Below are 12,921 nucleotides of genomic sequence, written 5' to 3' on the forward strand. Positions count from 1 at the left end.
GTCGGCGCGGCCGGCGGGGTCGGGGCCAGCGACGGCGCGGGCGGCCTGCCGATCGCGATCGGCGTCGGCCAGGACGCGATCGCCCGGAGTTCCATCGACGGCGACGAGGTCTCCCGCAGTCCCGGCGCGCCGGTCATCGCCGTGTCGGTCGCGTTCGACGGATCCAGGGCCGCCGCGCAGACCGCCGACAACACGGTCGTGTGCCTCGGCGGCGGGGCCTTCGCCTGGAATTCGCGCACCGGCGACACCTGCCTGAGCACGCCTTTCGGCCGCTGGCAGACGCCCGCGCAGCAGTTGTCCTGAGGAACGCGCCCGGCGACGCCGGCCGATCCGATCGGCCGAGCACGGAACTCGCGGGCGTCGTCGACGAGTCGGACTCTTAAGCCGCACACGGATTGTCGGCATCGAACCCACGGACCGGTTAGTTCGTACCCATAGATATGGACGTGTGCACGGGCGAGTCGACGACGCTCGCCGCGCCGCGGGCCCCGCGGCTGGTCGTGCTGCACGCGCTCGCGGCCGGGCTCGACTTCGACAGGTACTTCCGCTGGCGGCGCACGCGCGAGGGCGATCCGTTCTTCGTGCGCTTCCCGGGGTTCGGCTCCGCGCTGTTCACCGGCACCGTCGAGGGTGCGCGCGAGATCTTCCGCGCGCCGCCCGACGCGCTCGAACCGCCCCGGCCGAATCCGATCGAGCCGCTGGTCGGCACGGCCGCGCTGATCCTCGCGGCGGGCGAGCGGCACCGCCGCGACCGCGCGCTGCTGGCGCCCGCCTTCCACGGCGCGCGAATCCGTGCCTACGGCACCATCATTCGAGACTCGGTGCTGCGGGAGATGAGCGGCGCCGAGCCGGGCGGGCGGGCGTGGCGGCCCGGCGTCCGCATCGACTCGCGGGCGGCCGCGCGGGCGATCACCCTGCGGGTGATCCTCGCCGCGGTGTTCGGGGTGGACAGCTACGAGCGGCGGGCCGAATACACCTGGGCCGTCGGCGAATTCCTCACCGCGTTCTCCGGACCGCTCATGCTGATGCCGTCGCTGCGGCACGGGATGTTCGGGGCGGCGCCGTGGGATCGGTTCGTCGCGGCCCGCGCGCGGCTCGATCGGTTGATCCTCGACGACATCGCGCGCAGGCGGACCATCGTCGGCGACCAGGCCACCGACATCCTCGGCATGTTGCTGAGCACGCGCTACGACGACGGCACCGCGATCACGGACGACGAACTGTGCGAACAACTGCGCACCCTGCTCGTCGCCGGGCACGAGACCACCGCGACGTCGCTGGTCTGGGCGCTGTTCCACCTGCACCGCGAGCCGGGCACGCTGGCCCGGCTGCGCGCGGAGTTGCGCGCCGCCGGGCCGGAGGCGGACCCGGCGGAGTTGGCGCGCCTGCCCTATCTGGACGCGGTGTGCCACGAGACGCTGCGACTGCACCCCGCGGTGCCGATCGTGCTGCGCAGGCTGACCACGCCGTACCCGGTGCGCGGGGTGGCCTTGGCGGCGGGCGACACGATGGGGGTCGCGGTGCCGTTGCTGCACACCGATCCGCGCGTGTGGCCGCAGCCGGAGCGCTTCCGGCCGGAGCGGTTCCTCGAGCGCCGGTACGGGCCGTTCGAGTTCGCGCCGTTCGGGGGCGGGCACCGGCGCTGCGTCGGGGCCGCGCTGGCGGACTACGAACTGCGAATCGCGTTGGCTACCATCGTGAACCGCGTGCGGCTGCGGTTGCCGCCGCGCTACGCGAACGGGCGCGCGCCGATGTCGGTGCCGCACAACATAGCAACCGGTCCGCACCGCCCGATTCCCTTCGATGTGGTGAGTGATTTACGTCACGAAGGCGTTTGACGAGACCCGCACGGCGACCGACCAGCGGCATCTGCCGACACACCGGACTCGCCGACGTGACCGGTAGCTTTCGGAAGGGCGCACCGCGCCTGACCGGATATGTGACGGCGACCACACCGAGCGGTCGGAACGAATCACTATGAAACGCAACTGGCTTCGGGCCGCATCGGGACGGTAGGAAGGATGCAGGGTCGGGCCGTCAATACCCGTGGGGAGAGCTCTGCCCGCTCCACGCCGATGAGAGATCTCGTGACACGCGTGTTCGCGCGGGTGCGCCGAGAGATGGAATGGACGAGAAACCTATGCATGTCGCTTCGCACACCGGGTCGCTACCTGCCCATCGCAGGGCAGCTCAGCTAACCCGCAGGCTGCGGGCTGGCGCCCTGTTGTCCGCGACGATCGCGGCGGGCGTTCTGCTGGTCGCCCCCGCCGATGCCGAGCCGTTCCCGTTCGGTTCCGGCTCGGCCGGATCCGCGCAGGATCCCGCGCCGCAGCAGCCCAACTTCGCGCCCCCGTCGATCAACATCGCCGACGGCGAGGTGGTCGGGGTGGCCCAGCCGATCATCATCAACTTCAAGGAGCCGGTGGCCGATCAGGCCGCCGCCGAGAAATTCATCAAGGTCACCTCCTCGAAGGCCGCGCCCGGCCACTTCTACTGGCGCGGCGACAAGCAGGTGCGCTGGCGGCCGAACGACTTCTGGCCGGACAACACCGACGTGACGGTCGAGGCCGGCGGCACCCGCAGCTCCTTCAAGATCGGCGACGCGTTCGTCAGCACGGCCGACGACAACACCCACACCATCACCATCACCCGCAACGGTGAGGAGGTGAAGACGATGCCGACCTCGATGGGCAAGACCAAGCACGAGACCCCCAACGGCACCTACGTCGTCGGCGAGCAGCTGCGCAAGATGATCATGGACTCGTCCACCTACGGTGTGCCGACCACCGACCCCGAGGGCTACAAGCTCGAGGTCGAGTACGCGACCCGCATCTCCAACAGCGGCATCTTCGTGCACGCCGCCCCGTGGTCGGTCGGCCAGCAGGGCAACTCCAACGCCAGCCACGGCTGCCTCAACGTGAGCACCGAGAACGCCAAGTGGTTCATGGAGAACTCGCGCAAGGGCGACCCGGTGATCATCGTGAACACCAAGGGCGGCTCGATCGGCACCAGCGACGGCCTCGCCGGCGACTGGAACTAGCAGCAGTAGCAGCAGCGCGCTACTGGCGCCGTATGCAGGCCGGGTGAACGAGTTACCCACGTGCACAACGTGACAGCTGATCTCGTGCGCACATGGGTAACTCGTCGGGTACCGGCTGACCCGACCCCTTCCTCGACCGCCGGACGCCGACGCGACCAGCAGCGATCCTGAGTCTGGCCTGAATTCCCGGAGAGGCGGGCTAGCTCAATTGCGGCAAAATGCCGTTTGCGGCCCAGGGGTTTTGATTCACTGGGCGCGTGCTCGAGATGTTCAGTGGTCGGCAGGATCGCGTTAACCGACCGTTTGCTCCTGTCCGTAGAGTGCGCGACGTGCGAGCGAAGCCGGAACGAGTACTGCCCCCACCGCGTGGACGCGGTCTGCGAAACCGGCCCTGGCAGGACTACGCGCTGTTCCTCGTGCTGGTCGTCCCGAATCTCGCGCTGCTGACGCTGTTCGTCTACCGGCCGCTGCTCGACAACATCCGGCTCTCCTTCTACGACTGGAACATCTCCGACCCGGTCGCCACCTTCATCGGCGTGGACAACTACCGCGAGTGGTGGGGCCGGTCGGACTCCTGGGACATCGTCACCAACACCGTGGTCTTCACCCTCGCCGCGGTGGTCGGCAGCATGGTGCTCGGGCTCGCGCTCGCGCTGCTGCTGGACCGGAAGCTGTTCGGACGCAACGTGGTCCGCTCGGCGATCTTCGCGCCGTTCGTCATCTCCGGCGCCGCCATCGGCGTCGCCTTCCAGTTCATCTTCGATCCGAGCTTCGGCCTGGTCCAGGACCTGCTGGAGCGCGCGGGCGTGGACAAGGTGCCGGACTTCTATCAGAACCCGCACTGGGCGCTGTTCATGGTGACGGTGACCTACATCTGGAAGAACCTCGGCTACAGCTTCGTCATCTATCTCGCCGCGCTGCAAGGGGTTCGGGCCGAGCTGATGGAGGCGGCCGAGATGGACGGCGCGAGCCGCTGGACCACCTTCACCAAGGTGTTGCTGCCGCAGCTGCGCCCGACCACGTTCTTCCTGTCCATCACGGTGCTGCTGAATTCGCTGCAGGTCTTCGACATCATCAACGTGATGACCCGCGGCGGGCCGCTCGGCACGGGCACGACCACGATGGTCTACCAGGTGTACGAGGAGTCTTTCCGTAATTTCCGCGCCGGTTACGGGGCGACCGTGGCCACCATCATGTTCCTGGTGCTGCTGGTCGTCACTCTGGTGCAGGTTCGCGTCATGGATCGGAATGAGCAGTGAGAAGCCCAGGGGCCGAAACGATTTCCTACCAGCGTCGCCGGCTCGGGGTGACGCTGCTCGGCTACGCGGCCATGGTCTGCGTGCTGATCATCGTCGGGGTTCCGCTGTTCTGGATCCTCATCACCTCGTTCAAGGCGCGCCCGGACATCTACGTGCAGCCCGCGGTGTACTGGCCACACAGCTTTCATCCGGAGAACTATGGCGACGCGACCACCAAGCTGCCGTTCTGGACCTTCTTCGGCAACTCGCTGATCGTCACCGCGATCGTGTCCGCGGTGAAGTTCGTGCTCGGCGTGTTCAGCGCGTACGGGCTGGTGTTCCTGCGCTTTCCGGGTAAGTCGGTGGTGTTTCTGGTGATCATCGCGGCGCTGATGGTGCCCAACCAGATCACCGTCATCTCCAACTACGCGCTGGTGTCGCAACTCGGCTGGCGAAACACCCTGGTGGGCATCATCGTTCCGCTCTGCGGCGTCGCCTTCGGCACGTTCCTGATGCGCAACCACTTCCTGTCGCTGCCCTCGGAGGTCATCGAGGCGGCCCGGATGGACGGCGCCAACTGGTGGCGGCTGCTGACCAGGGTGGTGCTGCCGATGTCCGGCCCGACGATGGTCGCCTTCGCGGTGGTGACGCTGGTCAACGAGTGGAACGAGTACCTGTGGCCGTTCCTGATGGCCGACGGGCCGGAGGTCGCCACGCTGCCGGTCGGCCTGACCCTCCTGCAGAACACCGAGAATCCGAGCGTCACCAACTGGGGGCCGGTGATGGCGGGCACGCTGCTGACCATGCTGCCGATTCTCGTGGTGTTCCTGCTGCTGCAACGCCACATGATCAAAGGCCTCACCTCGGGTGCGGTCAAGGGTTAGATACAGGAGAAACTACGTGTCCACTTCTCAGTTCCCCGCGCTGTCGCGGCGCGGGTTCATCGGGCTGGCCGGCGCCGTCGCCGCGGGCGCGGCCCTCACCGCATGCGCGGGCACCGGCGGTGGCTCGAAGCAGTCCGGCGACGCCAACACCATCAACTTCTGGTCGAATCACCCGGGCAGCTCGAAGGATCAGGAAAACGAGCTGATCAAGCGGTTCCAGGAGAAGTTCCCCGAGCTGAAGGTCAACCTGATCGACGCGGGCAAGAACTACGAGGAGGTGTCGCAGAAGTTCAACGCGGCGCTGTCCGGCGGCGAGTTGCCCGATGTCGTTGTGCTGTCGGATGTCTGGTGGTTCAACTACGCCCTCAACGGTTCCATCGAGCCGCTGGACGGGCACTTCGGCGACGCGGGGATGAGGCTGGACGACTACGTCGACTCGCTGGCCGCCGACTACCTGTTCAACGGCAAGCACTACGCGCTGCCGTACTCCCGCTCGACACCGCTGTTCTACTACAACAAGGACGTGTGGGCCAAAGCCGGTCTGCCCGACCGCGGTCCGAACAGCTGGCAGGAGTTCGACGAGTGGGGCCCGAAGATCCAGTCCGTCGTCGGCGACGGCAAGCTCGCGCACGGCTGGGGTGACGCCAAGAACTACCTGGCCTGGACCTTCCAGGGCCCGAACTGGACCTTCGGCGGCGCGTACTCCGATCAGTGGAAGCTGCGGTTCACCGATCCGGGCACCATCGCCGCCGGACAGTTCCTGCGCGACATGATCCACACCAAGAAGTACGCGGGCATCAAGCCGCAGATCGCGGTCGACTTCGGCACCGGGGTGATCGCCTCGACCATCGCCTCCACCGGCGACCTCAAGGGCATCAAGCAGAACGCGGAGGGCAAGCTGCAGTTCGGCACCGCGTTCCTGCCGCACCCGAACGGGCCCGGCGTCACCACCGGCGGCGCGGGCCTGGCCATTCCGGCGCGGATCTCCGATCAGCGAAAGGTGAACGCGCTCAAGTTCATCGAGTTCATCACCAATGCCGCGAACACGGCGTACTTCTCGCAGGCCACCGGGTACATGCCGGTGCGCAAGTCGGCGGTCACCGACCCGAGCGAGCAGGACTTCCTGGCGAAGAACCCCAACGCGAAGGTCGCCATCGACCAGCTGCCGCTGACCAAGTCGCAGGACTACGCCCGGGTGTTCGTGCCGGGCGGCGATCAGATCATCGGCACCGGCCTGGAGCAGATCGGGCTCCAGAACGCCGACCCCGCAATGGTTTACGCCAACGTCACCAGCCAGCTGCAGGCCATCATCGACCGGCAGATCACACCGAAGCTGCCCAAGTAACACCCACACCCCGGCGGCGGCCACCCCGCGTGGCCGCCGCCGTGAGTTTCACACGAGGAGATCGACCCCATGGCCACAGTGCAGTTCGACGGCGTGACGCACCTGTACCCCGGTGCGCAGGCACCCGCCGTCGACAGCCTGGAGATCGACATCGCCGACGGGGAGTTCATCGTTCTCGTCGGACCATCGGGCTGCGGCAAGTCGACCAGCCTGCGCATGCTGGCCGGGCTGGAATCGGTAGAGGCCGGGCGAATCCTGATCGGCGGCCGGGACGTCACCGGGCTGCCGCCGCGGGCGCGCGACGTGGCGATGGTGTTCCAGAGCTACGCGCTGTACCCGAATATGACTGTGGCGCAGAATATGGGCTTCGCGCTGCGCAACGCGGGCATGAACAAGGCCGACACGCTGGTCCGGGTGCAGGAAGCGGCGAAAATGCTCGAGCTCGAGCACCTGCTCGACCGCAAGCCGGCGAAACTGTCCGGCGGACAACGGCAACGGGTCGCCATGGGCCGCGCGATCGTGCGCAGACCACAGGTGTTCTGCATGGACGAGCCGCTGTCCAACCTGGACGCCAAGCTGCGCGTGAGCACCCGGTCTCAGATCGCGGCGCTGCAGAAGCGGCTCGGCACCACCACGGTCTACGTCACCCACGACCAGGTGGAGGCGATGACCATGGGCGACCGGGTCGCGGTGCTGCTCGACGGCAAGTTGCAGCAGATCGCCGCGCCGCGAGAGCTTTACGACAATCCGGTGAACACCTTCGTCGCCGGTTTCATCGGCTCGCCGGGGATGAACCTGCTGGAGGCGCCGGTGCGCGACGGGGCCGCCGTCCTGGACGATCTGCGAATCCCGCTGCCCCGCACCGCGAAAACCGGTGACCGGGTGATCGTCGGCATCCGCCCGGAGTCGTGGGAGGTGACCACCGAGGAGGGTGGTCTCACCGTCGCCGCGGAGCTGCTGGAGGAGCTGGGCGCGGAGTCGTTTGTCTACAGCCACGGCGTCGCCGAGAGTTGGAGCAGCCGCTCCGGGAAGGTCGTCGCACGCGTCGACCGCCGCTTCCGGGTCGCGCTCGGCGATACGCTGCGGCTGCGTCCGAAACTCGACGACGTGTTCTTCTTCGACGCGGAGTCCGAGGAACGCCTGCGCTGAGGGCGTTCCCCGGCTCTACCGCTGTCGAGCGGTCACCAGATCTTCACGCGCTCCGCCGGGTCCAGGTACAGGGCGTCGCCGGGGTGCACGTCGAAGGCCTCGTGGAAGCTGTCGATATTGCGAACCACCGCGTTGCAACGGAACTCGGGCGGGGAGTGCGGGTCGATGGCCAGGCGGCGGACGGCCTCCTCGGTGCGGGCCTTGGTGCGCCAGACCTGGGCCCAGCCGTAGAAGACGCGCTGCAGGCCGGTGAGCCCGTCGATGACCGGGGCCTCGGCGCCGTCGAGGGAGATCTTGTAGGCCTCCAGGGCGATGGAGAGGCCGCCGAGATCGCCGATGTTCTCGCCGATGGTGAACTCGCCGTTGACGGTGTGCTCGTCGGGTAGCGCCTTGGGGGAGAGCACGTTGTACTGGTCGATCAACGCCTTTGTGCGCTTGCCGAACTCGGCGCGGTCGTCGTCGGTCCACCAGTCGACCATGTTGCCGTCGCCGTCGTACTTCGCGCCCTGATCGTCGAAGCCGTGACCGATCTCGTGCCCGATCACCGCGCCGATGCCGCCGTAGTTGGCGGCGTCGTCGGCGTTCATGTCGAAGAACGGCGGCTGCAAGATCGCGGCGGGGAAGACGATCTCGTTCATGCCGGGGTTGTAGTAGGCGTTCACGGTCTGCGGCGTCATGAACCACTCGTCGCGGTCGACCGGGCCGCCGAGCTTGTTCAGGTCGCGATCGTGGTCGGCGGCGTAGCCGTTGCGGTAGTTGCCGACCAGGTCGGCAGGGTCGATCCGCACGTCGGAGTAGTCGCGCCACTTGTCCGGGTAGCCGATCTTCGGGGTGAACTTCTCCAGCTTGGCCAGCGCGGCCGCCCTGGTGTCCTGACCCATCCAATCCAGCTGGGAGATGTTGCGGCGGTACGCCTCTCGCAGGTTGGCGACCAGCTCGACCATCCTGGCCTTGGCCTCGGGCGGGAAGTGTTCGGCCACATACAGTTTGCCGACGGCCTCGCCGAGCAGATCCTGCACCAGCGAGACGCCGCGCTTCCAGCGTTCCCGATTCTCCTGCGCGCCGGTCAGTGTGCGGCCGTAGAAGGCGAAGTTCTCCTCGACCAGGTCGTCGGTGAGATACGGTGCGCGCGCCCGGATCACCCGCCAGGCGGCCCAGGCCTGCCAGTCGGCCTGCGACTCCGTCGACCACACCTGCGCGAAGGTGCGCAGGTAATCCGGCTGGCGCACGATGATCTCGGCGAACAGTTCGGGGCCGGATCGCTCGACTCCCTCGGCGAGCGCCGAAGTCCAGGCGGCCCAGTCGAATTCGGGGTGCTCGGCGACCAGTGCGTCGAAGGTGGTGAGGTTGTAGCTGCGTTCGGCGTCGCGGCGGCGGACCACGTCCCAGTGTCCGGCGGCCAGCTTGCGCTCCAGCTCGAACACCCGCTGACCGACCGTGTCCAGGTCCCCCGGGAGCAGCGGCGCGGTCCGCGAATCGGCGGCGACCAGCGCGAACATCCGGCCGATGTGGGCGATGTACTCGGCGCGGATCTCGGCGAATTCGTCCTGGCGATAGTAGGACTCGTCGGGCAGGCCGAGGCCGGACTGGGAGGCGTGCACCAGATAGCGTCTGGAGTCCTTGTCGTCGGTGTCGACGTAGAAGCTCACCGCCCCGCCGACGCCGGTCCGTTGCAGCCGGCCGAGCAGGGCCGCGAACGCGCCGCGGTCGGTCACCTCGTTGATCGCGGCGAGCTCCGCCGCGATCGGGGCGAGCCCGGCCGCCGCCACCGTGGCGGTGTCGGTGAAGCTGGTGAACAGGTCGCCGATCTTGCGGGCATCGCTGCCCGGCTCGGCGGACTCGGCCGAGGCGCGCTGGATGATCGCCTGGACATCCAGCTCCGCCTGGTCGTAGAGCTTGCGGAAGGCGCCGTCCACGGCGCGGTCGGCCGGTATTTCGTAGTCGTCCAGCCATTGACCGTTGACGTGCGCGAACAGGTCGTCCTGTACCCGCACGTCCCGGTCGAGATAGGACAGATCGATGCCGGAGGGACTGGTCAGCTCGGAGGTCACGAATCCAGTATGCCGATCGACGCCGGAGTCGGCGCTCAGTCACGCAGGACTGGGTGCCGAACCGTTCGCCGCTCAGTCCGGGTCCGCGCGCCTCGGCCGCGCCACCCGGTAGGCAAGTCGTGCTGCCCTCGCCGACCGACGAGGGCAGCTGCCACCGACAGTGAAACGCGCCGCTCGAACGCGACTCGCGCCCTGCCATGACCACAGCGTCCGAGCGCGACCCGCAGCGCCGAGCGCGACTGACGCCGCCCCTCGGCCGCGTTCGCTCAGCGAGTAGGAGCGGGCGGCGGGGTCAGGGTGACGCTGTACTTGTCCTCGAGGCGCTGGTTCCAGTCCCGCTCGCACTGGTCGATCTTGGACTGATCACCGTTCGCCTTGTTCACGCAGTCGATGAAGTCCTTGCCGCCGCTGTTGACGAAGAAGCTGTAGCCAACGACGGTGACCACGATCGCGCCGATCAGGCCGAGCGCGCCGAGGACCAGACCGGTGATCGCCATGCCCGTGCCGCCCGCGCGACCCGACCGCGCCTTCACCAGCGCGACGATGCCGAAGATGAGGGCGAACGCGCCGAACAGGTAGCCACCGACCAGCGTCCAGAAACTCAGCAGCGCGAGGATGCCGAGCACCAGCGCGGTGATCGCCAGACCCTTGCCCTTGGGCGACTCCTGCCAGTAGCCGGGCTGACCGGGCTGCTGACCCGGCGGCGGGTACCCGGGCGGCGGCGGATACTGGCCGGGAGGCGGATATTGCGACATGGACTTCCTCTCCGTCGGTGCCTCGCGCCGCCCGATCCGGACCGGCTGGTCCGGCGGGTGCGCGGGGATCGCCTACTGATCGCCCGCGCTACGGGCGGATGTTAATGCGAGGTATGCCCATTTTGTCGCAACCCAGCGCGGCGCGACCCCGGACGCGCGGGGCGCGACGGTAATTGGCTACTGCGCGCCGAGTCGCGCGTGCATCTCCCAGACCAAGACCTCCGAGGGCCGGCGCGCGGTGACGCGTTGACCACCGGATCGGGTCAGCCGGACCGCGTCGCCCTCGTCCAGGGTCCCGACGCCCTCCATCTCCACCTCGCCGGCGGCGACGAAGACGTGCAGGTAGGGCGCGTCGGGCAGCTCGATGACCTGATCGGGTTCGCCGGTCATCCGCGCCACGTGGAACGCCGCGTGGCTGCTGTTGATGGCGATGGCGGTGCGGTCGCGGTAGCGCGGCAGGCCCGCGGCCACCGGCACCAGGGCGCCTGTCGCCAGTTCGTCGTCGATCTCGAGCTGTTGGTAGCCGGGCGTCAGGCCCGGCTCGTCGGGCACCACCCACATCTGCACGAAATGCACCGGCTCGTCGTGTTCGGCGCCGTCGAGGCGCCACGCGTCGTTCTTCTCCGAGTGCAGGATGCCGGTGCCGGCGCTCATCCGCTGGGCCAGACCGGGGTAGATGATGCCGCTGTGGCCGAGCGAATCCTGGTGCACCAGGCTGCCGCCCAGCACCCACGTCACGATCTCCATGTCTCGGTGCGGATGCGTGTCGAAACCCTGACCCGGGGAGACGATGTCGTCGTTGTTCACGAGCAGCAGGCCGTGATGGGTGTTGTCGGGATCGTAGTGCTCGCCGAACGAGAACGAATGCTTCGAATCCAGCCAGGACACCCGTGTCTTCATTCGGTCGCCTGCTCGATGGACGTCGATGTGTGGTGTCGTGAGCGTGGACATCAGGTCCTCCTCTCCGGACCGTGCACCGATCACCTTTCAGGGTAGGAGCACAGACGGCGCGGTACTCCACATTCCTAGTAAATTGTGCTGCACTCGGCATTTTACGCGAGCGACCAGCGGGTGAACGTCAGGCGAGCAGAACCGACCGCTCCGGGGACACGGCGGGCGAACTCGCCGGCGCGCGCGGCACGCACCCGTGCCGACTCCGTAAGATGGTGCGCCGCAAGGTAACCGGAGGTGACGGACTGATGCGACCCGAGGATCTCGCGCGCATCGAGCGACAACTCCGCGACGAGGCGCGCCGCGAGGGCATCGCGCACTTCGTCGTCGGCGTCGCGGTGTTCCGCCACGGCAAACTTCTGGTGGTGCGCCGAGTCCCCGACGACTTCCACGGCGGTATGTACGAACTCCCCGGCGGCGGAGTCGAATCCGGCGAGACCTTCGCCGAGTGCGTCGAGCGTGAGCTGTTCGAGGAGACCGGCCTGCGGGTGCGCGCCATCACCGACTTCCTCGGCGGCATCGACTACGCCACCCGAACCAAGTCCAGGGTGCGCAAATTCAGCTTCGTGGTCGACGTCGAGCCCGGCGAGGTGGCGCTGGAGCCCGGCGAGCACGACGCGTTCGCCTGGATCGACGCCGCCGCCATACACGACCTCCCGATGGCCCCGGATACCCGCGCCGCGGTCAGCGCGTTGGTCACCGACCCCAACTGAGCGGGTCACCACAAGGCGATCCACGGCCCCGGTCACCGCTACACACAAGCTCGGCCAGCGCCGTTCACCGCCCGTAAACCCAACCCAGTAACCTCGCGGCGTGTCCACTGGTCGCTCGGAAAGTTCTATTCCATCGGACGAGCGGCCTGAGCCGCTGTGGACCGCGCTGCGCGAGAGCCCGGGGGTGGTTCGGCTGGCCGCGGTGCGGTTCAGCGGTCAGTTCGGCGACGGCATGTTTCAGGCGGCGTTGTCGGGGGCCATTCTGTTCAATCCGGAGCGGCAGACCGATCCGCTGGCCATCGCCGCCGGTTTCGCGGTGCTGCTGCTGCCGTATTCGCTGATCGGGCCGTATGCGGGGGCGCTGCTGGATCGGTGGGATCGGCGCACCGTGCTGCTGGTGGCGAATATGGCGCGGGCGGTGCTGATCGCGCTGGTGTGCGCGGGCCTGCTGGCCGGCCTCGGGGAGACGCCGCTGCTGTTGCTGGCCCTGGCGGTGGTGGGGATCAGCCGGTTCGTCTTGTCGGGCGTGTCGGCGGCCTTGCCGCGCGTGCTCGCCCAGCGCTGGCTGGTCCCGATGAATTCGGTGCTGGCGACGGTGGCCTCGGGCTGTGCCGGGCTCGGCGCGGCCACGTCGGTGGCGGTGATCGGGCTGATCGGTGCGGGGGACTTCGCCTCGGCGGTCGCGGTCGCGGTGAGCGGGCTCGGGCCGCTGGTCAGCGCGCTGCTGGCGGCCGGGTTCGCGCCGCGGGTGCTCGGCCCGGAGGCGGGGCGCGACGGCGAGCGGAAGCACGGTGC

Annotated in this window: 12 protein-coding genes; 9 read left to right on the top strand and 3 right to left on the bottom strand. The window is 68.2% G+C overall.

The features are described from left to right. The 7 genes from ON39_RS33510 to ON39_RS33540 form a co-directional block, all read left to right on the top strand. The coding region (locus tag ON39_RS33510) for a DUF6764 family protein (RefSeq protein WP_040740217.1) at nucleotides 1–303 on the top strand (303 nt) is incomplete at its 5' end. A gap of 137 nt (nucleotides 304–440) precedes the next feature. Next, nucleotides 441–1,838, top strand: a complete 1,398-nt coding sequence (locus tag ON39_RS33515; RefSeq protein WP_051187445.1) for a cytochrome P450 — start codon at nucleotides 441–443, stop codon at nucleotides 1,836–1,838. Between the two features lie 287 nt (nucleotides 1,839–2,125). Then, on the top strand, nucleotides 2,126–3,040 hold the full coding sequence (locus ON39_RS33520; RefSeq protein ID WP_040740218.1) for a L,D-transpeptidase: 915 nt from the start codon (nucleotides 2,126–2,128) through the stop codon (nucleotides 3,038–3,040). A 329-nt stretch (nucleotides 3,041–3,369) separates the two neighbouring features. Next, nucleotides 3,370–4,299: a carbohydrate ABC transporter permease gene (locus tag ON39_RS33525; protein ID WP_040740225.1), complete on the top strand. Its 930-nt coding sequence runs from the start codon at nucleotides 3,370–3,372 to the stop codon at nucleotides 4,297–4,299. Nucleotides 4,300–4,370: 71 nt separating this feature from the next. Then, on the top strand, nucleotides 4,371–5,162 hold the full coding sequence (locus ON39_RS33530) for a carbohydrate ABC transporter permease (protein ID WP_246002918.1): 792 nt from the start codon (nucleotides 4,371–4,373) through the stop codon (nucleotides 5,160–5,162). Nucleotides 5,163–5,178: 16 nt separating this feature from the next. Continuing rightward, nucleotides 5,179–6,507, top strand: coding sequence for an ABC transporter substrate-binding protein (locus tag ON39_RS33535; protein WP_083894840.1), 1,329 nt, complete (start codon nucleotides 5,179–5,181; stop codon nucleotides 6,505–6,507). Between the two features lie 69 nt (nucleotides 6,508–6,576). Further along, nucleotides 6,577–7,656 (top strand): ABC transporter ATP-binding protein, encoded by a 1,080-nt coding sequence (locus ON39_RS33540; protein WP_040740220.1) that lies wholly within the window; start codon nucleotides 6,577–6,579, stop codon nucleotides 7,654–7,656. A 32-nt stretch (nucleotides 7,657–7,688) separates the two neighbouring features. Here ON39_RS33540 and ON39_RS33545 read toward each other — a convergent pair whose 3' ends face one another. From ON39_RS33545 to ON39_RS33555, 3 genes are all read right to left on the bottom strand, one after another. Next, entirely contained in the window at nucleotides 7,689–9,707 is a 2,019-nt protein-coding gene (locus tag ON39_RS33545; protein ID WP_040740221.1) for a M13 family metallopeptidase, read from the bottom strand. A gap of 266 nt (nucleotides 9,708–9,973) precedes the next feature. Beyond that, nucleotides 9,974–10,462, bottom strand: a complete 489-nt coding sequence (locus ON39_RS33550; protein ID WP_040740222.1) for a DUF4190 domain-containing protein — start codon at nucleotides 10,460–10,462, stop codon at nucleotides 9,974–9,976. Between the two features lie 177 nt (nucleotides 10,463–10,639). Beyond that, nucleotides 10,640–11,413, bottom strand: a complete 774-nt coding sequence (locus ON39_RS33555; protein WP_040740223.1) for a pirin family protein — start codon at nucleotides 11,411–11,413, stop codon at nucleotides 10,640–10,642. Between the two features lie 248 nt (nucleotides 11,414–11,661). Here ON39_RS33555 and ON39_RS33560 point away from each other — a divergent pair, with 248 nt between their 5' ends. Beyond that, on the top strand, nucleotides 11,662–12,126 hold the full coding sequence (locus ON39_RS33560) for an NUDIX hydrolase (protein WP_040740227.1): 465 nt from the start codon (nucleotides 11,662–11,664) through the stop codon (nucleotides 12,124–12,126). 100 nt (nucleotides 12,127–12,226) lie between these two features. Next, the coding region (locus ON39_RS33565) for an MFS transporter (protein WP_506329728.1) at nucleotides 12,227–12,921 on the top strand (695 nt) is incomplete at its 3' end.

It is taken from the genome of Nocardia tenerifensis NBRC 101015, from assembly GCF_000308715.1.
Taxonomy (GTDB): domain Bacteria; phylum Actinomycetota; class Actinomycetes; order Mycobacteriales; family Mycobacteriaceae; genus Nocardia; species Nocardia tenerifensis.